At 48.2% G+C, this 25,663-nt stretch carries 10 protein-coding genes; 4 read left to right on the top strand and 6 right to left on the bottom strand.

The window, feature by feature from the left end; genetic code table 11:
- Window positions 1–493: 493 nt before the first annotated feature.
- Window positions 494–18,631 (bottom strand): gliding motility-associated C-terminal domain-containing protein, encoded by an 18,138-nt coding sequence (locus AAHN97_RS10920; protein WP_343307633.1) that lies wholly within the window; start codon window positions 18,629–18,631, stop codon window positions 494–496.
- A 455-nt stretch (window positions 18,632–19,086) separates the two neighbouring features.
- On the opposite strand from AAHN97_RS10920, the gene rpmI reads away from it, so the two are divergent.
- Window positions 19,087–19,284, top strand: coding sequence for a 50S ribosomal protein L35 (gene rpmI, locus AAHN97_RS10915; protein WP_074238627.1), 198 nt, complete (start codon window positions 19,087–19,089; stop codon window positions 19,282–19,284).
- A gap of 39 nt (window positions 19,285–19,323) precedes the next feature.
- Window positions 19,324–19,668, top strand: a complete 345-nt coding sequence (gene rplT / locus AAHN97_RS10910) for a 50S ribosomal protein L20 (protein WP_074238626.1) — start codon at window positions 19,324–19,326, stop codon at window positions 19,666–19,668.
- 294 nt (window positions 19,669–19,962) lie between these two features.
- Here the strand turns inward: rplT and ispE are convergent, their stop codons facing one another.
- From ispE to AAHN97_RS10890, 4 genes are all read right to left on the bottom strand, one after another.
- Window positions 19,963–20,772, bottom strand: a complete 810-nt coding sequence (gene ispE, locus AAHN97_RS10905; protein WP_343307632.1) for a 4-(cytidine 5'-diphospho)-2-C-methyl-D-erythritol kinase — start codon at window positions 20,770–20,772, stop codon at window positions 19,963–19,965.
- Between the two features lie 5 nt (window positions 20,773–20,777).
- Entirely contained in the window at window positions 20,778–21,380 is a 603-nt protein-coding gene (locus AAHN97_RS10900; protein ID WP_074238624.1) for a bifunctional nuclease family protein, read from the bottom strand.
- A 173-nt stretch (window positions 21,381–21,553) separates the two neighbouring features.
- On the bottom strand, window positions 21,554–22,525 hold the full coding sequence (locus tag AAHN97_RS10895) for an electron transfer flavoprotein subunit alpha/FixB family protein (RefSeq protein ID WP_343307631.1): 972 nt from the start codon (window positions 22,523–22,525) through the stop codon (window positions 21,554–21,556).
- A gap of 26 nt (window positions 22,526–22,551) precedes the next feature.
- On the bottom strand, window positions 22,552–23,292 hold the full coding sequence (locus AAHN97_RS10890; RefSeq protein ID WP_153658428.1) for an electron transfer flavoprotein subunit beta/FixA family protein: 741 nt from the start codon (window positions 23,290–23,292) through the stop codon (window positions 22,552–22,554).
- 105 nt (window positions 23,293–23,397) lie between these two features.
- On the opposite strand from AAHN97_RS10890, the gene AAHN97_RS10885 reads away from it, so the two are divergent.
- Both AAHN97_RS10885 and tilS read left to right on the top strand, forming a co-directional pair.
- Window positions 23,398–23,709 carry a tetratricopeptide repeat protein gene (locus tag AAHN97_RS10885; RefSeq protein ID WP_343307630.1) on the top strand — a complete coding sequence of 104 codons (312 nt, stop codon included), beginning with the start codon at window positions 23,398–23,400 and terminating at the stop codon, window positions 23,707–23,709.
- A gap of 9 nt (window positions 23,710–23,718) precedes the next feature.
- Window positions 23,719–25,041, top strand: a complete 1,323-nt coding sequence (gene tilS, locus AAHN97_RS10880; protein ID WP_343307629.1) for a tRNA lysidine(34) synthetase TilS — start codon at window positions 23,719–23,721, stop codon at window positions 25,039–25,041.
- Here tilS and AAHN97_RS10875 read toward each other — a convergent pair.
- Window positions 25,027–25,638 carry a rhomboid family intramembrane serine protease gene (locus AAHN97_RS10875; protein ID WP_343307628.1) on the bottom strand — a complete coding sequence of 204 codons (612 nt, stop codon included), beginning with the start codon at window positions 25,636–25,638 and terminating at the stop codon, window positions 25,027–25,029. The two genes, tilS and AAHN97_RS10875, sit on opposite strands and share 15 nt — an antisense overlap.
- Window positions 25,639–25,663: the final 25 nt, after the last annotated feature.

The raw sequence follows: 25,663 nt of genomic DNA, 5'->3' as shown, positions 1-25,663 counted from the left end.
AGGAGGGAAGATGTATATTTGGAGGGAATAGAATTCTTCATTCATAAAAAAGCCCGGGTACGGCTAATACCCAGGCAGAAGTTCTAAAGGAACAAATCCCACAGAACTTTGATTTTTTCAGCTAAACTCACCAGTTTGGTAAGGCCGTTCAGGAAACCTAAAAACCTGAACGGTTTTTTGTTTTTGGACTTCATTCACAATGGACGGGTGTTTTAATTTCCCGTATGTCTTTACATTAAACGTTTGTTTGGGCTATCGTGAATATAGGACGGGCAGCTGCTTCCCGTCCACGGCTTAGCCGGCCGCAATAGCATTCAGCAGGGAAGTCCTTTCCCTGTTTTTTTATTCCCTAAAATGTTGAGTTGATTTTTTGTAGTGTAGTATTGGTTAACAAATCAACTTGAACTAAAAGTAATATTTTCTTTTCAAACAGAAAAAAAAAGAACCCGCTCATTTGAGCGGGTTCTCTTGTGAAAGAACGATATACTTTATTTTATCTAAGGACTGTTACATCTCCTTTGATCACGAAGGCTGGTCCGTTCCTAACTTTCTTGTAGCTGAGCCACCATACGAAGGTGCTTACATCTACATTACGTCCTTTGTAAGTACCATCCCATCCCAGGTGCATATCCTTGCTGATGAACACCAGCTCACCCCAACGGTTGAAGATACGCAGCTCGTAGTCATACATCGGTCCTCTGATTACCGGGCGGAACACATCGTTATTTCCATCGCCGTTCGGAGAGAAGACGTTCGGGAAGTCCGGACGACTGTCGCACTCTTTCATATTGATCGTGATCTCATCCGTAGTGCTTCCGCAATCATTGTAAGCTGTTACGCTGTAAGTGCCAGGCTGCGTGATCTCAATAGAGCTGGTGGTTGCACCGTTGCTCCATCTGTACGAGGTAGCATTCTTCGCGTTAGACTTCAATATGAATCGGATGCCTCTGCAGATAGTGGTATCATTACCCAGGTTCACAGTTGGCGGACCGGCTATGACAACATTGATGCTGTCTGACATGTAGCGATCGCAATACCTATCCAGTACACCGATAATGTATTTACCACCTTGCGTGATAGATTTCACCGGATCTGTATCTCCATCGTTCCAGCGGTAGGAAGCTGCATCCGGGTTGCGGGCATCGATGAGGATGCTTCCGCCTGGACACATGATCCTGTCCGGACCGAGATCGAACTTCATGTTAGGCCGTTCACTCACTTTCACGAATTCTTTCACCACACAATTATCTCTGTACACAGATACCGAGTAGTTACCGGCTCTGCTCACCATGATAGAGTTACCCATTTCTCCGGTTCCCCACTGAACACGGCCTGCATTTGTATTTACGGTCAGCATCACTGTCTGGCCAGGGCAGATGGTGGTATCTCTGCTGAGTGAGATGTCTGGTGGCGGATTCACGGTTACATTGATCGTGTCTATCGTGATACAGCCATTCTTCATCACTCTTACCCAGAAGCGTTCCTGCGTACTTACATTGATCGATGGTGATGTTGCACCAGTGCTCCAGAGGTAAGATCCGCCAGTTACGGTGGCATCCAGTTTCACATTCTGACCGCGGCAGATGGTAGTATCCGGCAGATTCACCAGCGGCATTGGTATTACACCCACCTTGATCGAATCTGTGGTCACACACATACCGTTGCTTACGGTTACTTTATATGTGCCGGGGGTCACTACCCTGATACGTTGTGTTGTTTCACCGGTAGACCACCTGATCTGGTATCCGAAGTTGGCAGGGCCTGCATCAAGTACCATACCGTTGCTGCCGCAGATACTTGTATCATTACCCAGGTTCACAACCGGCATTTGCAGGTAGCTGATGTTATAGGTCATGGTATCGGAAGCGCAGCCTGTAATACCGTCCCGAACTATGAAGGATGCTGTAGTAGCGCCATTCAGGTTGAAGCGGTTATTTGTGGAGATCAGCGGCACCTGTACAGCATTGGCTGGTGTTACACCTACCAGTACATATACCGGTCTATTCACGTTACCTCTTGTTCTGAGGGTGATGAACGGATTGCTGGAGCAATTCACCACTACATCTGCTTCGAGTTCAGGTTTCGGACAAGGCCTTACAATGATCCGTTGGATAACGTCCCGTGCTGCATTACCACATGCGTCAGATACGCTCCATCTTCTGATGATGGTGTAGCCGTTGCATAGATCTTTCACATATGGATCAATGGTGTATCTCACTTTTTTCGGGAATGTACCATCGCAATTGTCGGTAGCATTCAGCTCGATCATATTAGTTGGGATCGGTGCACCGCACATGATCGTAATATCTGCAGGTGGTGCTGCTATTACCGGTCTTGTTGTGTCTACCACTGTCACTACCTGTGTGATCACTGAAGTGTTGCCACATTCATCTTTGGCCGTCCAGGTGTTGATGAGGCGATAGTTCTTACAAGCGCCCGGAATATCCTGTCTTGTTTGTTTATGTGTGATGATCACACCGCCAGGGCGACTGCAATTATCGGATGCAGTAACGATCTGCGGATTTGGTATAGATTCACAGCTAACGGTGGTATCTCTTGGCGTTGGCGCATTGAATACCGGTCTTGTTGTATCTATTACCGTGATCACCTGTCTTACGATGGCTTTGTTACCACATTCATCCGTTGCCGTCCACATGCGGTCCAGTCTGTAATTGTACACGCAGGTAGCAGACAGTTGTGTTTTAACGAAGCTGTACGTTACTGTTACGTTATTGCTCATTGAGCAGTTATCCGTAGCCGTTAATACCGGTGCAGCTGGTACTTCATGACAGTTCACCGTCATATTGGTAGGAGGAACCATGTTGAACACTGGTGCTGTTCTATCCTGTACGGTTACCACCTGTCTTACCATTCTGCTGTTACCACACTCGTCAGTTGCCGTCCAGGTACGTATCAGGCGATAGTTATTCGCGCATGCGCCAGGGATGGTTTCTCTCACTTCATTCTTCACAATGGTGATCATGTTCATGGCAGAACAGTTATCAGTAGCCATCAGGTCTGGCTGAGCAGGTATTGCGTTACACTCTACCGTGATGTCTGCAGGTGGTGTAGTAGAGAATACCGGTTTAGTAGTATCCTGTACAGTGATCACCTGTTGAACAGTTCTGCTGTTGCCACACTCGTCAGTTGCCGTCCAGGTGCGGATCAGGCGGTAGTTATTCGCACATGCACCAGGTATGTTCTCTCTGCGTTCAGCTCTTGTTACCGTTACAGCACTTGCAGGGCTGCAATTATCCATAGCAGACAGCATTGGCTGAACCGGTATTGCGTTACATTCTACCGTTGCGTCAGCAGGAGTGGAGATCGTGAAGGCCGGAGCGGTACGATCTGTTACAGTGAGTATCTGCTCAACGGTTCTGCTGTTGCCGCACTCGTCAGTTGCCGTCCAGGTACGTATCAGGCGGTAGTTGTTCACGCATGCGCCAGGGATATTTTCTCTGCGCTCATTCTTCACAACCCTTACCAGATTAGATGGTGTACAGTTGTCTGTTACGCTCAGATCCGGTTGAGCCGGTATTGCGCTACATTCTACTGTTGCATCCGCCGGGATGGATACAGTAAACGTTGGCCTTGTAGTATCCTGTACCGTGATCACCTGTGTAGCGGTGGCTCTGTTACCACATTCGTCAGTGGCGATCCAGGTGCGGATCAGGCGGTAGTTGTTCACGCAGGCGCCAGGAATGTCTTCACGGCGTTGGTCTTTCGCTACCGTGATCCTGTTAGTAGGCGTACAATTGTCCGTAGCAGTCAGGTTAGGCTGAGCCGGGATATTGTTACAATCTACCGTCATATCTGCAGGAACTGCCATGGTAAAGCCTGGAGGCGTAGTATCTACTACTGTGAGGATCTGCTGTACCGTGGTACTGTTGCCACACTCGTCAGTAGCCGTCCAGGTACGGATCAGGCGATAGTTGCCTGCGCACATAGCACCCGGGATCTGTTCCATACGTTCTGACCTTACCACATTTATAGTACCCGTGCTGCAATTGTCTGTAGCTGTAAGTACAGGTTGAGCAGGGATGTTGTTACATTCTACCGTTGCATCAGCAGGCGCTGGCATACTGAATACCGGTCTGGTGGTATCCTGTACTGTGATCACCTGAGTAGCGGTGGCTCTGTTACCACACTCGTCAGTAGCCGTCCAGGTACGGATCAACTGGTAGTTGTTTGCACAGTTACCGTTGATACGTTGTTCTGCTTTAGTGATGGTTACATTGCTGGTAGCAGAGCAGTTATCCATGGCTGTGATATCCGGTTGTGTTGGGATAGCATCGCAATCTATGGTGATGTTAGCTGGCACCGGCATGGTAAATACAGGTCTTGTTGTATCTACCACTGTTACTACCTGCATAACAGTTGTATAGTTGCCACACTCGTCAGTAGCCGTCCAGGTGCGGAGCAGCCTGTAGTTATTAACGCATGCGCCAGGGATGGTGATGTGTTGTTCGTTGAATGTGATACCCACCGTGAGGCTGCAGTTATCGTTTGCGGTTAATACCGGTGGTACTGGTATAGCATCGCAATTCACAGTTGTATCAGCCGGGATCGGACTGGTGAATGTTGGTTTGGTACGATCCATCACCGTAATAGTCTGGGTGATAGTTGTGTCGTTGCCACATTCATCTGTTGCGGTCCAGGTGCGGATCAGCGTGTAACTGTTAGCGCAGGTACCGTTGATACGTTGCTCAGCTTTGGTAACCGTTACGTTAGCAGAGCAATTATCTGTTGCTGTGAGATCCGGTTGAGCCGGAACCATGTCACACTCTACAGTGGTGTTAGCCGGAGTAGCGGTAGTGAATACCGGTGCGGTAGTATCCTGTACTGTGATAGTTTGAGATACGATGTTGCTGTTGCCACATTCATCTGTTGCCGTCCAGGTGCGTACCAGCTGGTAATTGTTCACACAGGCGCCAGGGATGTTCACACGTGTTTCAGTGTAGTTCACAGTAACACCATTGGCAGTGCTGCAATTATCAGTAGCGGTCATCACCGGTGCGGTTGGTATGGCGCTACATTCTACTGTTATGTCTGCCGGAACAGGACTGGTGAATGTTGGGCGGGTTGTATCCACCACCGTGATGGTTTGTGTAACCGTTACGGTATTTCTGCATTCGTCCATCGCTGTCCATGTGCGGATCAGGAGGTAGTTATTCACGCATGCACCCGGAAGAGGCTGTTTCACCTCGTTCTTCAGCACGATGATATTTGTTGCGGCGCTGCAGTTATCCGTTACGCTCAGGTCTGCCTGAGTTGGGATAGCGTGGCAGCTAACAGTGGTGTCAGCCGGTACAGGCAGGGTGAACACAGGTCTGGTTGTGTCTACCACGTTGATCACTTGTCTGTACATGGTGTCGTTACCACAGGCATCCGTTGCAGTCCATGTGCGGATCAGTTGGTAACTGTTAGCGCAGGTGCCGTTGATGCGTGTTTCAGCTTTGGTTACAGTTACAGTGCCGGAGCAATTATCTGTAGCGGTAAGGTCTGGCTGTACAGGAATTGCGGAGCAGCTTACAGTTGTGTCTGCAGGTGCTATGATATCAAATACAGGGTTAGTAGTGTCTCTTACAGTTACTACCTGTGTATAAGTGGTGTCGTTACCACATGCATCCGTAGCAGTCCATGTGCGGATCAACTGGTAGTTATTGGCGCAGTTGCCGTTCACACGAGTTTCACCCGTAGTTATTGTTACAATACCAACGCAATTGTCTGTACCTGTCAGAATAACCTGTGCCGGAACAGCATCGCAATTCACGGTGGTGTCTGCCGGAACATTCGGGATCATTGGTTTGGTCGTGTCCTGAACTGTTACCACTTGTATGTAGACCGAGTCGTTGCCACAAGCATCCGCAGCTGTCCATGTGCGGATGAGCTGGTAGCTGTTTGCACAGCTGCCGTTGATGCGTGTTTCTGCCATGATCACCGTTACAGTGCCGGAGCAATTATCTGTAGCTATCAGGGTTGCCTGAGGAGGTACAGCGTCACAGTTCACAGTGGTATCAGCCGGAACTGACGGGAATATTGGTTTAGTAGTGTCCTGAACCGTTACTACCTGCGTATAAGTGGTATCGTTGCCACATGCATCCGTAGCGGTCCATGTGCGGATCAGCTGGTAGTTGTTTGCACAGCTGCCATTCACACGGGTTTCAGCTTTGGTTACGGTTACAGTAGCTGAGCAATTATCCACACCTGTCAGATCTGGCTGGGCCGGAACTGCATCGCAATTCACTGTGGTATCTGCAGGGATAACCAGGATCATTGGATGTGTGGTGTCTTGTACAGTCACTATTTGTCTGTAGACCGAGTCGTTACCACATGCGTCAGTAGCCGTCCATGTGCGGGTGAGGATGTAACTGTTGTCACAGGCTCCATTCTGACGGGTTTCAGATTTAGTGACAGTTACAGGGCCGTTACAATTATCTGTGGCTGCCAGGTCTATCATCGCCGGAACTGCATCGCAATTCACGGTAGTGTCTGCCGGAATTACCAGGATAACAGGAGCGGAGGTATCCTGTACATGTATCACCTGTGTGATGGTTGTATCGTTGCCACACTCATCGCGGGCAGTCCATGTACGGGTAAGGGTGTAGCTGTTATCGCAGGCACCGTTCGTGCGTATTTCATTTCTTGTTACGGTGATATTACCTACTGCAGAGCAGTTGTCTGTAGCGGTGATCACTGGTTGAGCCGGAACGCTTTGGCAATCCACGGTAGTGTCAGCCGGCGCTATTGCATCAAATCTTGGTGCAACGGTATCCTGTACATGGATGATCTGAGTGATCGTGGTGTCGTTACCACATTCGTCTACTGCAGTCCATGTACGCGTTAAGATATAACTGTTAGCGCAGGTGCCGTTGGTGCGAACTTCGTTCGTTGTAACGGTGATGTTACCTGTAGCAGAGCAGTTGTCTGTAGCAGTGATCGCTGGTTGGGCAGGCACTGCGTCACAATTCACAGTGGTGTCAGCAGGTGCTGCAGCATCGAATCTTGGTGCAACGGTATCCTGTACATGGATGATCTGGGTGATAGTGGTATCATTGCCACACTCGTCTACAGCTGTCCAGGTACGGGTTAAGATATAACTGTTAGCACATGTACCGTTGGAGCGTACTTCATTCCTGGTTACGGTGATATTACCTGCTGCCGAGCAGTTGTCGGTAGCATTGATAACCGGTTGAGCAGGAACGCTGTTGCAGTCCACGGTAGTATCTGCAGGTGCGATCATATCGAACCCTGGAGCTGTTGTATCCTGCACCTGGATGATCTGCGTGATAGTAGTATCATTACCACATTCGTCTACAGCTGTCCAGGTACGGGTGAGGGTATAAGTATTAGCGCAGGTACCATTGGTACGTATTTCATTCCTGGTTATGGTGATGTTACCTGTTGCAGAGCAATTATCTGTTGCATTGATAACCGGCTGAGCAGGAACTGCATCACAATTCACAGTGGTGTCAGCAGGGGCTGCTATGTCGAACCTTGGCGCAACGGTATCCTGAACGGTGATCACCTGCGTGATAGTGGTATCATTACCACACTCATCGCTCACTACCCATGTGCGGGTAAGGGTGTAGCTGTTAGCGCAGGTACCGTTGGTACGTACTTCGTTTTTAACTACTGTGATATTTGGCACCGCAGAGCAGTTGTCGGTAGCGGTGATGTCTTCCTGAACAGGTACATCATCGCAATCTACAGTTCTGGTGGCAGGGATGATAGTAGTCACAACCGGAGCAGTGGTATCCCTTACGGTGATCACTTGTGTGATAGTAGTATCGTTACCACATTCGTCTACGGCTGTCCAGGTACGTGTTAAAGTGTAGCTGTTAGCGCAGGCGCCATTGGTGCGTACCTCGTTAGTTGTAAAGGTGATGTTACCTACAGCAGAACAGTTGTCTGTAGCTGCAATCGCCGGTTGGGCCGGAACGCTGTTACAATCTACTGTGGTATCCGCAGGTGCGCTCATATCGAACCTTGGAGCTGTGGTATCTCTCACGTTGATCACCTGTGTAATGGTGGTGTCGTTACCACATTCGTCTACGGCTGTCCAGGTACGGGTGAGGGTGTAACTGTTAGCACATGTACCGTTAGTGCGTACTTCGTTCCTTGTTACAGTGATGTTACCTGCAGCAGAGCAGTTGTCTGTAGCGGTGATCGCTGGTTGAGCCGGTACGCTTTGGCAATCCACGGTGGTGTCTGCCGGAGCGATTGCATCAAACCTTGGTGCAACGGTATCTTGTACATGGATGATCTGGGTGATCGTGGTGTCGTTACCACATTCGTCTACTGCAGTCCAGGTACGTGTTAAGATATAACTGTTAGCGCAGGTGCCGTTGGTGCGAACTTCGTTCGTTGTAACGGTGATGTTACCTACAGCAGAGCAGTTATCGGTAGCGGTGATCGCTGGTTGAGCCGGAACGCTGTTGCAATCCACGGTAGTGTCAGCAGGTGCTACTGCATCAAACCTTGGAGCGGCAGTATCCCTTACGTTGATCACCTGTGTGATGGTGGTGTCGTTGCCGCATTCGTCTACAGCTGTCCATGTACGGGTGAGCGTGTAGCTGTTAGCGCAGGTGCCGTTGGTGCGAACTTCGTTCGTTGTAACGGTGATATTACCTACAGCCGAGCAGTTGTCGGTAGCGGTGATCGCTAGTTGAGCCGGAACGCTGTTACAATCTACAGTGGTATCAGCAGGTGCTACTGCATCAAATCTTGGAGCGGCAGTATCCCTTACATTGATCACCTGTGTGATGGTGGTATCATTACCACACTCGTCTGTAGCTGTCCAGGTCCTTGTGAGGATATAAGTATTAGGACAAGTTCCGTTTGTGCGCACTTCGTTCCTCACCACAGTGATATTTGGCGTTACAGAACAGTTGTCTGTAGCGGTGATCACTGGTTGAGCCGGAACGCTGTTACAATCCACGGTAGTGTCCGCCGGAGCTATTGCATCGAACCTTGGTGCAACGGTATCCTGAACGTTTATCACTTGCGTGATGGTGGTATCATTACCGCACTCATCGCTCACTACCCATGTACGGGTGAGTGTATAGCTGTTCGTGCAGGCACCGTTGGTGCGTACTTCGTTTTTAACTACTGTGATGTTTGGTACCGCAGAGCAGTTATCAGTAGCGGTGATATCTTCCTGAACAGGAACGTCATCACAATCTACTGTTCTGGTTGCTGGAATAACTACGGTTACCACCGGAGCAGTAGTATCCTGTACGTTGAGTACTTGTGTAATGGTGGTATCATTGCCACACTCATCGCTCACTACCCATGTACGGGTGAGGGTGTAAGTATTAGCGCAGGCACCGTTGGTGCGTACTTCATTCTTAACTACGCTGATGTTCGGCACCGCAGAGCAGTTGTCAGTAGCAGTGATGTCTTCCTGAACCGGTACAACATCGCAATCTACAGTTCTTGCAGCCGCGATAATGGTAGTTACCACCGGAGCAGTTGTATCCCTTACGGTGATCACCTGTGTGATGGTGGTGTCGTTGCCACATTCGTCTACAGCTCTCCATGTGCGAGTGAGGGTGTAGCTGTTAGCGCAGGCGCCGTTGGTACGAACCTCATTCCTGGTTATGGTGATATTACCTGCAGCAGAGCAGTTGTCTGTAGCATTGATAACCGGCTGAGCAGGCACACTGTTACAATCCACGGTGGTATCCGCAGGTGCGATCATATCGAACCTTGGAGCTGTTGTATCCTGCACCTGGATGATCTGAGTGATAGTGGTGTCATTACCACATTCATCCACAGCAGTCCATGTGCGTGTGAGGGTGTAGCTGTTGGCACAAGTACCGTTGGTACGCACTTCGTTCCTGGTTATGGTAATGTTACCTGTTGCAGAGCAATTGTCGGTAGCATTGATAACCGGTTGAGCAGGCACTGCGTCGCAGTTCACAGTGGTATCTGCAGGAGCTACTGCATCGAATCTTGGAGCGGCAGTATCCCTTACGTTGATCACCTGTGTGATGGTAGTATCGTTGCCACATTCATCTACAGCTGTCCATGTACGGGTGAGCGTGTAGTTGTTAGCGCAAGATCCATTGGTGCGAACCTCGTTCCTGGTTATGGTGATATTACCTGTTGCAGAGCAGTTGTCGGTAGCATTGATAACCGGCTGAGCAGGAACGTTGTTACAATCTAAAGTGGTGTCCGCCGGAGCGATGGCATCAAACCTTGGAGCTGTAGTATCCCTTACGTTGATCACCTGAGTGATGGTGGTGTCGTTGCCACATTCATCTACAGCTGTCCATGTACGGGTAAGGGTGTAGCTGTTAGCGCAAGATCCATTGGTACGAACTTCATTCCTGGTGATGGTGATATTACCTATAGCAGAGCAGTTGTCCGTAGCATTGATAACCGGTTGAGCCGGAACGCTGTTGCAATCCACGGTGGTATCTGCAGGTGCGATCATATCGAACCTTGGAGCTGTTGTATCCCTTACGGTGATCACCTGGGTGATGGTGGTATCATTACCACACTCGTCCGTAGCAGTCCATGTGCGGGTAAGGGTGTAGCTATTAGCGCATGCGCCATTAGTACGAACCTCATTCCTGGTTACAGTGATATTTGGTGTTGCAGAGCAGTTGTCGCTAGCATTGATCACTGGTTGAGCAGGTACGCTGTTACAATCCACGGTGGTATCCGCAGGTGCGATGATATCAAACCTTGGAGCAACGGTATCCTGAACGGTGATCACTTGTGTAATAGTGGTATCGTTGCCACACACGTCACTTACTACCCATGTGCGGGTGAGGGTATAAGTATTAGCGCAGGCGCCATTGGTGCGTACTTCATTTTTAACTACTGTGATATTTGGTGTTGCAGAGCAGTTATCGGTAGCGGTGATATCTTCCTGAACAGGTACATTATCACAATCTACTGTTCTGGTTGCAGGGATAACCACCGTTACCACCGGAGCAGTAGTATCCTGCACGGTGAGTACCTGAGTGATGGTGGTATCGTTGCCGCACTCATCACTTACTACCCATGTGCGGGTGAGGGTATAAGTATTAGCGCAGGCGCCATTGGTACGTACTTCGTTTTTAACTACTGAGATGTTTGGCACCGCAGAGCAGTTATCGGTAGCGGTGACATCTTCCTGAACAGGCACATCATCGCAGTCTACAGTTCTTGCAGCCGGGATGATTGTAGTCACCACCGGAGCGGTTGTATCCTGAACATGCACTACTTGCGTGATAGTAGTATCGTTACCACACTCGTCTACAGCTCTCCATGTGCGGGTGAGGGTGTAGCTGTTGGCACATGTACCGTTAGTACGTACTTCGTTCCTTGTTACTGTAATGTTACCTGTAGCAGAGCAATTGTCTGTAGCGGAAATCACAGCCTGGGCAGGTACGCTGTTACAATCTACGGTGGTGTCAGCTGGTACAACTACAGAGAATACCGGAGCGGTTGTATCCTGAACATGCACCACCTGCGTAATAGTGGTGTCATTACCACATTCGTCTACGGCGGTCCATGTACGGGTTAAGGTGTAGCTGTTAGCGCAGGTGCCGTTGGTGCGAACCTCATTCGTTGTTACTGTGATGTTACCTGGTGCAGAGCAGTTGTCGGTAGCATTGATAACCGGTTGAGCCGGAACGCTGTTACAATCCACGGTAGTGTCAGCAGGTGCTACTGCATCAAACCTTGGAGCTGCAGTATCCCTTACGTTGATCACCTGTGTGATAGTGGTGTCGTTACCGCATTCGTCTACAGCTGTCCATGTACGGGTGAGCGTGTAGCTATTAGCGCAAGATCCGTTGGTGCGAACTTCGTTCGTTGTAACGGTGATATTACCTACAGCCGAGCAGTTGTCTGTAGCAGTGATCGCTGGTTGAGCAGGCACACTGTTGCAATCCACAGTGGTATCAGCAGGTGCTACTGCATCAAATCTTGGAGCGGCAGTATCCCTTACATTGATCACCTGTGTGATGGTGGTATCATTACCACACTCGTCAGTAGCTGTCCAGGTCCTTGTGAGGATATAAGTATTAGGACAAGTGCCGTTTGTGCGCACTTCGTTCCTCACCACAGTGATATTTGGCGTTACAGAACAGTTGTCTGTAGCATTGATCACTGGTTGAGCCGGAACGCTGTTACAATCCACGGTAGTGTCCGCCGGAGCTATTGCATCGAACCTTGGTGCAACGGTATCCTGAACGTTGATCACTTGTGTAATGGTGGTATCATTACCACACTCGTCACTTACTACCCATGTACGGGTGAGTGTATAGCTGTTCGTGCAGGCACCGTTGGTGCGTACTTCATTTTTAACTACTGTGATGTTTGGTACCGCAGAGCAGTTATCAGTAGCGGTGATATCTTCCTGAACAGGAACGTCATCACAATCTACTGTTCTGGTTGCTGGAATAACTACGGTTACCACCGGAGCAGTAGTATCCTGTACGTTGAGTACTTGTGTAATGGTGGTATCGTTGCCACACTCATCGCTCACTACCCATGTACGGGTGAGGGTGTAAGTATTAGCGCAAGCACCGTTGGTGCGTACCTCGTTTTTAACTACTGTGATGTTTGGCACCGCAGAGCAGTTGTCGGTAGCAGTGATGTCTTCCTGAACCGGTACAACATCGCAATTTACTGTTCTTGCGGCAGGGATCACCGTAGTCACCACCGGAGCGGTTGTATCCTGAACATGAAGTACTTGCGTGATAGTAGTATCATTACCGCACTCATCCCTTACTACCCATGTACGGGTGAGGGTATAAGTATTAGCGCAGGCGCCATTGGTACGTACTTCGTTTTTAGTTACTGTAATATTCGGAACGGTAGAGCAATTATCGGTAGCAGTAACGTCTTCCTGAACAGGAACGGCATCACAATCTACCGTTCTTGCAGCCGGGATCACAGTTGTCACCACGGGAGCGGTTGTATCCTGAACATGTACTACCTGCGTGATAGTAGTATCGTTACCACATTCGTCTACAGCTCTCCATGTGCGGGTGAGGGTGTAACTGTTGGCACAAGTACCATTGGTACGAACTTCGTTCCTGGTTATGGTGATATTACCCGTTGCAGAGCAATTGTCTGTAGCGGAAATCACTGCCTGGGCAGGTACGCTGTTACAATCTACGGTAGTATCAGCTGGCACAACTACAGAGAATACCGGAGCTGTTGTATCCTGCACATGGATGATCTGGGTAATAGTGGTGTCGTTTCCACATTCATCTACAGCTCTCCATGTACGGGTGAGTGTATAGGTATTGGCACAAGATCCATTGGTACGGACCTCATTTCTTGTTATGGTGATATTACCAGTTGCAGAGCAGTTGTCGGTAGCATTGATAACCGGCTGAGCAGGAACGCTGTTACAATCCACAGTGGTGTCCGCAGGAGCGATGGCATCAAACCTTGGTGCAACGGTATCCTGCACATGGATGATCTGCGTGATGGTAGTGTCGTTACCACATTCATCCCTGGCTGTCCATGTACGTGTTAAGGTGTAACTGTTAGCACATGTACCATTGGTACGAACCTCATTCCTTGTTACAGTGATATTTGGTGTTGCAGAACAATTATCTGTAGCAGTGATAACCGGTTGTGCCGGTACACTGTTACAATCTACCGTAGTATCAGCCGGGGCGGCCACAGCAAATACCGGAGCGGTAGTATCCTGAACATGGATCACCTGGGTAATAGTGGTATCATTACCACATTCATCGCTCACTACCCATGTACGGGTGAGTGTATAAGTATTACTGCAAGTACCATTGGTACGTACTTCATTTTTAACAACAGAGATGTTTGGAACTGCAGAGCAGTTGTCGGTAGCGGTGATATCTTCCTGAACAGGCACATCATCGCAATCTACTGTTCTTGCAGCCGGGATCACAGTTGTAACTACCGGGGCAGTGGTATCCTGTACATGCACCACTTGTGTGATAGTCGTGTCATTACCGCACTCATCGCTCACTATCCATGTACGGGTGAGTGTATAAGTATTAGCGCAGGCACCGTTGGTTCGTACCTCGTTTTTAACTACTGTGATATTCGGAACGGTAGAGCAATTATCGGTAGCAGTAACGTCCTCCTGAACAGGAACGGCATTACAATCTACAGTTCTTGCAGCAGGGATCACCGTAGTTACTACAGGAGCCGTTGTGTCCTGAACATGCACTACTTGTGTGATGGTAGTATCATTACCGCACTCATCCCTTACTACCCATGTACGGGTGAGGGTATAAGTATTAGCACAGGCACCATTGGTGCGCACTTCATTTTTAGTTACTGTAATATTCGGAACGGCAGAGCAATTATCGGTAGCAGTAACGTCTTCCTGAACAGGAACGGCATTACAATCTACTGTTCTTGCAGTCGGGATCACGGTTGTCACTACCGGAGCAGTAGTATCCTGCACGGTGAGCACCTGAGTGATGGTGGTATCATTACCACATTCATCTCTTACTACCCATGTACGGGTGAGTATATAACTATTAGCACAGGCGCCGTTAGTGCGCACCTGGTTTTTAGTTACAGTGATATTTGGAACCGCAGAGCAGTTATCAGTAGCAGTAACATCTTCCTGAACAGGAACGGCATCACAATCTACCGTTCTGGCAGCCGGTATCGCAGTGGTTACCACAGGAGCAGTGGTATCTCTTACAGTAACTACCTGTGTGGCAACTGTCTGATTACCACAGGCATCCCTTGCCGTCCATGTGCGGGTAAGGGTATAACTATTGGGGCAGCTGCCATTGGTACGGGTTTCAGCCCTTGTTACAGTTATGCTGAGATCACAATTATCAGTAGCTGTCAGATTCGGTTGAGGAGGAACAGCATCGCAATTTACCGTAGTGTCGTTAGGCACACCGGTAATCACCGGAACTGTTGTATCTGTGATGGTGATGGTTTGAGAAGTCGTAGCCGTGTGCATACAGGCGTCTGTAGCTGTCCATGTGCGGGTAATTCTGAATCCGCAGGCAAGCGTTGTTGTGACGTCATTATGTGTAACGGTAAATGAAAGGTTATCCGGGTGACTGAACACAGGTGTGCCGAATAATGCAGTGTAATCGGTGCCGGTCAAACATTGTGCGCTGGTAGCTGCTGGTGTTGAAACCACTACAGGCGGATTGGTGGAGACACGGATCTGGATCACATTGCTATTGGAAGTACAAGCACCTGAGGTTACCACTCTTCTGTACCACGTTGTTTGTGATATTACCGGTGGCTGGAAGATGCCTCCTGTTGCGCTTGCAACAGGAGAGAAGGGACCCGTAGCACTGGTGGTGCTATATTCCCACTGATATGTATAAGTTCCATTACCACCACTCGGGGTACCGGTTCCTGTAAGCTGCGCCGGTTGATCACCTGCGCAGATCAGTTGGTCCTGTGATATCACGTTATCCGCAATGGGGCTCAGGTTAGTGAGTACCACATTGTCCGGAGTAGAAGTACAGGTACCATTGGTAACCGTCCATGTTAATGTAACTGTTTGTCCGGCAGGCACTGTTACGGTGGCGTTGCGGTTATTGAGGCCACCTGTAAGTATAATGCCTGCAGGTACCGTCCATGTACCAGTACCGATGCTTGGTGCTGTTGCATTCAGGTTGAATGTGGCAACGTTACAATGTTCCTGGTCTGGTCCTGCGTTTGCGGCGGCAGGCATCTGGTCCACATTTACAGTAGCGGAAGCACAGGTAGTATTACCGCATGGCATAGCGCTTTCTGCTCTTACATAGTAAGTAGTGGCAGCTGTTGGTGAAACAGTGATGCTTGAGCCGGAGCCAATGGATACACCTGTTCCGCATCCACCCTGGTACCAAACCCAGTTTGCACCAGAGCCTAATGTACCATTTGCAGTTAATGTAGCAGAAGAACCGGCACAAATTGTTGGTGCAGAGAGGGTAATAGTAGGTACGGTAGATGGTGTTTCAATCCTTACGGTGAAATAAGTATATCCATTACAGGCAATAGGCGATGTTTTCCTTGCGGTCAAACGGAAGGTATAGGTGCCAGCCGGGGTGTTCGCAGGGATTGAGGTAGTAATATTACCGGTAGTACCTGAAATGGAACCTGTTTTTTGATTGAAACCGGGCATTGGATTTGCACCAAATGCATCAATTATATAACTCGTAGGATTATTGACCTTTGTCCATGGCAATACAAACGAATTGGCATTGGAGCAACTGTTTATATCCACATTGGTCACATTAAGCAAGGGTGCCGGCGAATAATCCAGTGTTGTTTGCCTTGTAGCAGCAACGCAGGTAGAAGCAGGATTGGTGCTGGATACTCTCCATTCAATCCTCACCTGTGTAGTGCCGGTTACGGTAGCTATGGCAGTAGGACTATTCGGATCATCAAATGTAGCAGAGCCGGATATTAATGTCCATACTCCCTGCATACCTGGTCCCGGAACATTACCGGAAAGCTGGAATGTAGGAGAACACTGTGTAAACGGTCCTGTTACAGTAGCGGTTGGCCTTGTTTCACTGGTAATTGTAAATTCTTCGAAGGTGCTGCAATCTGGCCTGGCCACCGGAGAAACCGTCCATCTTAAAGTGATGGGCTGATCTAAGGCAACGTTGTTCAGTGTGGCCCCGTTTGCCAGAGTTGGGTTTGCGATGGTGGCGCCATTGGTGGCTCCAACAATTGTCCACAAACCTGTATAGGCAGCTGTGATCGCATCTGCTTTCAATGAAATAGATGTTACGCCGCAATAGAATTGTGGTATATCAATGTTCGCTACGGCAGGTGCAACACCTGTAATATTAACAGTGTCACGCACGGTACATTCTCCATTCCTCACCATTACCCTGTACTGATTCTGCAGCGTAGCTACGCCGGCAGCAGGAGTTGGGGCAGGGAAGGAGATCGTCTGGCTTGTCTGGCCACCTGGTGCCCAGGTGATAGGGAATGCAGCATTGGCTGCACCGGCATCCAGTGTAACAGGTGTGCCTGCACACAAAACCTGGTCCGGGCCAAGGTTTACAGTTGGTGGCTGATCTACTGTAATGGTGATGCTTGCATCTTTAAAACAGTAACGGGGCGTACCATTTGCATAGCGCCCATAATTTATACCACCTCTCACATTATAAACACTCGTCACAATAGGATCCACCATTACGGAATCCTTTGGTGCAGGAAGTGTTGGCCAGGTTAAGATCCTGGGCCCAACGAAAGTAAAGCTTTCATACCCTGTAACGCTCGGAGATTCCAACGGGCTGGCCCGGAGGATAGTAGTATCCCCCCGGCAGATGGCGGGTCTCGTTGCATTGATACTGGGTAGTGCGGGTACTGTTAGCAGTACCCGGTTGGAAGGAGTATAACACCCCGCATCATTTATGTTCCCCGCTTCAAATACCATTAGCCGGTATTCTATCACATCTAATTCCTGCAAAGTACCTGCAGGAATATTCAGTATCGGTGTGTTGAAGTTTGTATAAGGAGCACCAACGGTTACCCATCCGGTGCTATTCCTGTTCATTTCCCAGCGGTAAACCGGGTTTGTAAAATAATTAGATGGCTGGATCACGGAAGTGAGGGTCAATTCAGCGCCGGGGCATACCATGTCTTCAGACACGCCCAATCCATCTATATATGAATATATTTTAGGTGCACAGAAAACGAATTCAATGTCATCCACTGCAATGTCGTTACCACAACCACCCGGGTTGTTGTTCATGATCTCCACGATCACATTTTGCTGGCCCGGCGCGAGGGTAAGTGTACCACCGAATTTCTGCCAGCCTGTTAAATGCTGATCTCCCGGCAGATTGCGGGAAAGGTCCATCGATACATCATTGGTATTAAACTGCCGGATGATGGCATTGGTGGAGGCGTTCCTTACAATGAAAGTTACACCTGCATAACGATAATCTTCCCGCTGACAGGTGTTGCTTAATACCTGTAGTGAGTTCAGGTTAATGAACCAGGCTGAGAAGTTATATTTTGCACCGGGGCAAAGTCCGTTTATGGCTCTTCTATAAAATAGCTTTGGATTATCTGATGAGTTGGCGATCAGCATACCACCGTAACCGTTATCAGTATGGTCTCCCACATTATCCCATTCCGGGCGGCCACCCATCTGAGAGTTATAGTGGATACTATAAAAGTCATCTGCCAGGTTTGCAGAGGGCTCATAGGTATAACCTACAGTGGCCGGAGGATCTACCGGCCGACGGGGAGCTCCCGCATAGAACTGTCCGAAAGTTTCCTTGAAGTTCGTTGCTGGTGTAAAGGTACCTTCACAGGCGTCCATGGAGCAATCATATACATTGAACGATTGGGTCCTGGTCCTGTTCCTTTGGACTCCTCCACTTGTATAATAGATAGTAGCGGTGACACTATATGTCCCTACCAGATCTGTTATAAAGGTTGTAGACTGCCCCGAAGCGCTGATATATTTGAACTTCGGATGAGCGCCCATTGCCCTGCTATGGGTATAGGCCGGGCCACTTGGAGGCGTAATAGTCCACCGTACGCTATCTACGGTCCTGAAATCGTCTATGAACGCGTGCATGGAAGCATATGCGTTCTGGCAGACATTATCCGGTGCCGTTAGCCTTCCGCTCTGGGCATATATCTTAGATATAGCCCCGGAGGAAAGGATGGTTAATAATAGGAGTAGAAATCTTCTCATTGTTTCTTACAATTAGGTGAATCATAGGTCTGTTAGGCACAGCAATAGGCGTTACTTCCGCGGTAACGGAAATGCCTTCAAATGAAAAATTGATGGAAACAATGAGTTGCCTTTGATCTGGTACTCTTTTTCGTAGGTGTAGATAATCGGTTTCATAGGCTTTCGGATATTCGGTCAAAAAGGTTCGATAACTAGATATGGGATGAATTTTTAATAATCTGAAATTAAAATTAATGATAATATAGGAGAAACAAAAATACGTATTTCGCCCGGAACGGTAAAAAAGCGCTAATTTAATGTTTATAAAGTATGGGCTGTTTGAAAGTCAATATATTAATCGAGTGGAAAAAATGTGAACTTTTTTTTGGAACGAGGAGGAAAAATTGAATTTTTTTATGACTGTTGTGACATTTATCAAATAATTAGCTACCTTTGCAGACCAAATTTGATGTATAATGCCAAAAGTAAAGACTCATAGCCGTGCGAAGAAGACGTTTACGGTGACCGGCAGCGGAGCGATCAAACGTCCGAAGGCTTTCAAAAGTCACTTATTGACTAAGAAGTCTAACAAAAGAAAGCGTTCATTGAGAGGCAGTAGCCTGGTAGCTGATGCAAATCTGAACCTGGTGAAGCGTATGCTCGTACTTCGCTAAAACGTATCAATTTATTAAACAAGTTTTAAAAAGCATAACATGCCTCGTTCAGTAAACGCAGTTGCGTCCAGAGCCAGAAGAAAGAAGATCTTAAAGCAAGCCAAAGGCTTCTACGGTAAACGTAAAAATGTTTATACCGTAGCTAAGAACGTTCTGGAGAAAGGCTTAACCTATTCTTATGTAGGTCGCAAACTGAAGAAAAGAAACTACCGTCAACTGTGGATCGCCCGTATTAACGCTGCGGCCAGAGCAGAAGGATTGACTTACTCAGCATTCATTCATAAATTGTCAGAAAAGAACATCGGCCTGAACAGAAAAGTTCTCGCTGACCTGGCTATGAATGAGCCTGAAACTTTCAAAAGCCTTATCGCTTCTGTAAAATAAGACTGATCTTACTCGCAATATATAGCCGTTCCGATTATCGGAACGGCTATTTTTGTTTTATGCCTAAGGCGTAGGTAGGATAGCGCCGGGTAATGTGTTCTGGATCAGGCTTTTATAGGCTTTTTTCAGACAGATTAGCTTTTACTTACCTACCGAGAAGGTTTATGAAAATCAAGTAGTTATAAGGAAATTAAGGTGCGTGTGGTAGGATAGCACCGGGCAATGCATTGAGACTCAGTTATTTGCGATCTGAATAATACTTGCCTGCCGAGAAGGGCTTTGAGGATCATCACTTTATATCATTTCAAACACCCTGCATCCTGTTTCCCAGCCGGTTTCCGGTAATTTGTTCTTGGGAAAGATCCCTATCACGGCGGATCCGCTTCCGCTCATAGCTGCATAGATGGCCCCGTTCTTATACATTTTCTCCTTTATTCCTCCGATAGCGGGGTAGGCGGCAAACACCGGGGCTTCAAAATCGTTCGTTAAACGGTGCTTCCAGCTGCTTACGTCCTGCCAGTCGATATCCTTTAAGGGAACAGCCGGGCGGCCCGGTACAATCTGCCCAAATGCCCACCCGGTGTTAACATGGATGCCGGGATGTACCAGAAGGAAGGAATAAGCGCTCAGGTCCAGTTCAAGGGGTTCCATGAGTTCTCCTCTGCCTGAAGCAAAACAGGCTGTATTCCGGATAAAGAAGGGGCAATCGCTGCCGAGTATGCCAGCATAAGCTTCCAGCTTTTCCAGGGGGATATCCAGGTTGTATTTTGAATTGAGCAGTTTGAGGGTAAAAGCACCATCTGCCGAACCTCCTCCGAGGCCTGCGCCTATGGGGATCTGTTTATGGAGATGCATGTGTATAGCGGGCAATTGAGGGAAGTCTGCTTTTAATAAGTGCCAGGCTTTTTTACAGAGATTATCTTCTGTGTCTCCCGGAATATCCAGGCCACTGCTGGAAAAGATGTTTTCTTCTGCTGTAATGATCTCCAGGGCGTCCTGTAAAAGGAGCGGGTAGAACACGGTTTCCAGATCGTGAAAACCATCTGCACGTTTTTGCAGAATGTGTAAACCAAGGTTGATCTTGCAATTGGGAAAAAGGATCACGGCGCTTATTTACTTTTTCGGCTATTGATCTCATCGCGGATAGCGATGGCGCGGATATAGTCTTCCTGTTCCAGTACTTCCTGCAGGAGGGTGTTGAGTTCTTCCAGGTTCAGCACTTTAAGGTCGTCTTCAGCACCTTTTTCATGTTCCGAGATGGTAGGTCCACCGGCTGGTTTGGTTGTTTTCTTGCCGGCGGGATCGTCCAGCAGGATACCAGCACTGTTCAGGATGTTTTCGTATGTATATATGGGGCATCCGAACCGTACTGCCAATGCCAGGGCGTCTGATGTGCGGGAGTCTATTTCTATCGTATCATCGTTATTGGAGCAGATTAATTTGGAGTAGAAAATGCCTTCCTGCAGATTGCTGATCACCACTTCATGCAACTCAACGCTAAATGCATTCATGAAATTTTTCATGAGATCGTGTGTGAGCGGCCTGCTGGGCTGCATTTTTTCCAGCGCTACTGCTATGGCCTGAGCTTCAAACCCTCCAATAACTATGGGTAAACGCCTTAATCCATTCACTTCTCCTAACACCACGGCATATGAATGAGTTTGCGTAATACTGTGCGACAAAGCAACTATTTCCAATTCTATTTTTCTCATACTGTCAAATACGCGTTAGCGCTCACGTTTAATCGTGTAAGACGTGAAGTTAGAAAAATATTCGATATCTAAAAAGCGGAAAGCCGCCAGCTATTAGCATCCGGGCGGATTTTGCAGCATGAAAGCGGCAATATCCTGCCGAAAGTCAATAGCAGACGGCTATCACAATATTATCAGATACCCTTATATTTCTTAACTGCGGCTGTCAATTTAGGCACCACTTCAAAAGCATCGCCTACTATACCGTAATCTGCGGCCTTAAAGAAGGGGGCTTCGGGGTCTTTATTGATCACTACGATCACTTTACTGCCGTTTACACCTGCCAGGTGCTGAATGGCTCCGGAGATGCCAATAGCCACGTATAAATTGGGCCTTACGGTGAAACCAGTCTGGCCAACGTGTTCATGATGCGGGCGCCAGTCGGCATCCGCCACGGGGCGGCTGCAGGCAGTGGCAGCGCCCAGCGCGTGGGCCAGGTCTTCCAGTATGCCCCAGTGTTCGGGACCTTTCAGGCCACGGCCACCGCTTACTACTATTTCTGCTTCTGTCAGCGGTACTTCGCCACTGATGGTTTCTACTTTAAGTGGTTTGACGCGGAAATCGGCATCTGTAAGGGCAGGGGTAAAAGCTTCCACAGAAGCGGTACCGCCTGTTGGTGCCAGGCTGAAAGTATTGGGCAGTACGGAAACGATCTTCTTTTCAGACGTAATATTTACATTGGCAAAAGCCTTTCCGGAGAAAACGTTCTTCTTTACCACAAAACCGCTAGCAGTATCGGGCAGGGAAATGGCCCCGGCTACCAGGCCTGCTTTTAAGCGGGACGATAATTGCGGGGCAATGGCACGGCCGGAGAAGTTATGAGAGAATATAATGATAGTGGCATTTTCTTTTGCCACCGCGTCTGCGAGGATCTTGGTGGCGGTGCCGGCTTCCAGTTCATTCAAACGGGCATCTGCCACGTGTAATACTTTTTGCGCACCATACTGGCCCAGGCTGGCCAGTTCCTCTGCACTTACTTCTCCTGCTACCAGCGCAGTAGCGGTTGTTCCTGTTTGGGCGGCCACTTTGGCGCCATACTGCACTGCTTCCAATGCAGACTTCTTTATTTTTCCCTGAAATTGATCGGCGAATATTAAAACGGACATGCGAATTGTTTTAGTGTTGAATAAGATCAGATCACTTTAGCTTCTTCGTGCAGGAGTTTTACCAACTCTTCTACGTTATCTGCCGGGATCAGTTTCACACCGGCTTTTGCTGGTGGTAATTCAAAAGATACGATACTGGTGAGGGTATCAGCCTGTACGGGTTCTATTACTTTCAGCGGTTTGGTGCGCGCCGCCATAATGCCCCGCATGTTGGGGATCCTGGCTTCTGCCATTCCTTTCTGGCAGGAAACAGCTACAGGTAATGTAACCTCACAAACTTCTTCTCCGCCTTCTATCTCACGGCGAAGGGTAGCTACCTGGCCATTCAGTTCAAATTTAGAAGCGATGGAAACAAAGGGGATGCCCACCAGTTCCGCTACCATACCGCCAATGCCGGAACCGTTATAGTCGATGGTTTCTTTACCGGTAAATATGATATCGTAATTTTCCTGTTTGGCATGCGCCGCTATCTGCGAAGCAATATAATAACTGTCATGACTATCCGCATTCACACGGAAAGCTTCATCTCCGCCAAGCGCAAGGGCTTTGCGGATCACTGGCTCGGTATCGGCTCCTCCCACTGTGATCAGGTGTACGGTGGCATTCAATGTTTCTTTCAGTTCCAATGCTCTTACCAGGGCATACCATTCATCGTATGGATTGATAATAAACTGCACACCCGCCTCACTGAATTTCGTGTTGTTGTCTGCGAAAGCTATTTTTGCAGTTGTGTCGGGAGTTTTACTGATACATACTAAGATCTTCATATCCGTTAACTGGTTTAATTGAAAAATGCAGTATTAGCAAATATATGGGATTTAGGCATTGGGCGAACAGGCGCCCGCCCGTAATTAAAATTAGAAATATTCAACATGGATAGAATCGCGCAACTGAAGGCATTCCTTGAAAGCAGCCCGCAGGATAGTTTCCTGAAACATGCGCTGGCACTTGAATACATCAAGATCCAGGAGGATGGGAATGCAAGAAAAGTATTTGAGGAATTGCTGGAAAAAGAACCCACTTATGTAGGTTCTTATTATCACCTGGGTAAACTGCTGGAGCGTACCGGAGAAACGGAAGCAGCCATTGCTGTGTATGAAAAGGGAATGTATATTGCCTGGGAAGAGAAAGATATGCATGCTTACAACGAGCTGCAGGCTGCTCATGAAGATCTCACCGACTAATTAAATATAATGCTGCAACAGCTACGTTCATATATTGCAAAAGAGCAGCTCTTTACAGCTGCGGATCCTTTACTGCTGGCGGTCAGCGGTGGACTGGATTCCATTGTGCTCACACATCTGTGTGTGCAGGCCGGTATTAAAGTGGAGATCGCTCATTGTAATTTTCAATTAAGAGGTGCAGAGTCTGAACGTGACGAAACGTTTGTACGCGAGCTGGCAGAAAGTTATGGTATTCCCTTTTTCGTACAGCGTTTTGATACGGAAACCTATGCCACTGCGCATAAAAGATCTATCCAGGTGGCTGCAAGGGAACTGCGCTATCAATGGCTGGAAGAACTGCGGCAGGAGAGGGGACTATCCTTCATTGCCACTGCGCATCATATGCAGGATAATGTAGAAACAGTGTGGATGAACCTTTCAAAAGGCACAGGCATAGCGGGCCTACATGGCATCCTGCCTGTACAGGGGCATATTGTACGCCCTTTGTTGTTTGCCACAAGAGAAGAGATCAAAGCGTATGCAGATGCGGAAAACCTGCAGCATGTGGAAGACAGTTCCAATACTACGGATAAGTACACACGTAATTTTTTTCGCCACCAGGTACTGCCGCGTTTAGAAGAGGTATTGCCTGAAGTGGTGAAGAACACGGGCAGTAGCATTGAGCGTTTCCGCGAAGCAGAGGTGCTTTACAGGCAGGCAGTGGAAATACACAGAAAGAAACTGATCGTGCAGCGGGGAACGGAATATTTCATTCCCATCCTGAAGCTGCAGCAGGCTGTACCATTGTCTACCATCGCCTATGAAATACTGAAACCATTTCAATGCAGCACGGCACAGGCGGCGCAGGTAGTGGAGCTGTTGAACAGCGAACCCGGCAAATGGGTGGCCACCACCACACACCGTATTGTGAGGGACCGGAAATGGCTGATCATTACACCGCTGGAAGCAACAGCCTCCACGCATTTTATCATTGAAGAAGATCAACACCTGGTACAACTACCGGATGCACTTTTGAAAGTAGAGCAATTGGCAAAGGAAGGATTCACCGTACCTGTTGCTGCCAGCATCGCCTGCCTGGACCTTCAGCAGGTGCAGTTCCCGCTTTTATTGCGCAGGTGGAAAAAAGGAGATTATTTCTATCCCCTTGGCATGGCAAAAAAGAAGAAGCTCAGCCGCTTTTTCATTGATCAAAAGTTATCCCTGCCGGAGAAGGAAAAGGTATGGGTATTGGAATCCGGGAAAAGGATTATCTGGGTGGCGGGCATGCGGATAGATGACCGTTTCAAGATCACAGATAAAACAAGGAAAATACTGAAATTAGAACTTGCTTAGGAGCCTGTCTATAAACAGCAGCCCCAGTTCCGGCTTTAATACGATCGGGAATACGAGACCGAGTACAGCACCCCAGAAATGTACATCGTGCCCGATGTTATCTCCGCCTCTTTTGGCCATATACCATGAGTAGGCGAGATACAATACGCCGAAAACGATGGCGGGAAGCGGAATAAAGAACACTTGGATCATCATCCATGGATCAAAGATAATGATAGAGAACAGTACAGCAGATACTGCGCCGGATGCGCCAATAGCCCTGTAGGAAATATTATCTTTCTGCCTGAAGTAAGAGGAGATATCCGGTAAGATCAGTCCCAGTACATATAACAGCACAAAGAAGAACTTACTCCCAAAGAAAAGCTGGAAATATTGTTCCATGGCATTACCAAAGAACCACAGCGTAAGCATATTGAAGCCAAGGTGCATGTAATCACTATGCACAAAACCTGAAGTAATGAAACGGTACCATTCCTTACGTTCATTGATCATATAGGGCCAGAAACTCAATTTATCTATCTGATCGGGTCTGTTGAAGGAGGTGATAGAAACGATACAGGTAAAGATGATGATGATAAGTGTTATGCTGATTGCCATAAATTCCCCGGTTAAGCTGTAAAAA

The organism is Chitinophaga niabensis, from assembly GCF_039545795.1.
Classification (GTDB): domain Bacteria; phylum Bacteroidota; class Bacteroidia; order Chitinophagales; family Chitinophagaceae; genus Chitinophaga; species Chitinophaga niabensis_B.
The sequence above is the reverse complement of the archived record's forward strand: the minus strand, read 5'-3'. Positions and strand labels throughout refer to the sequence as shown.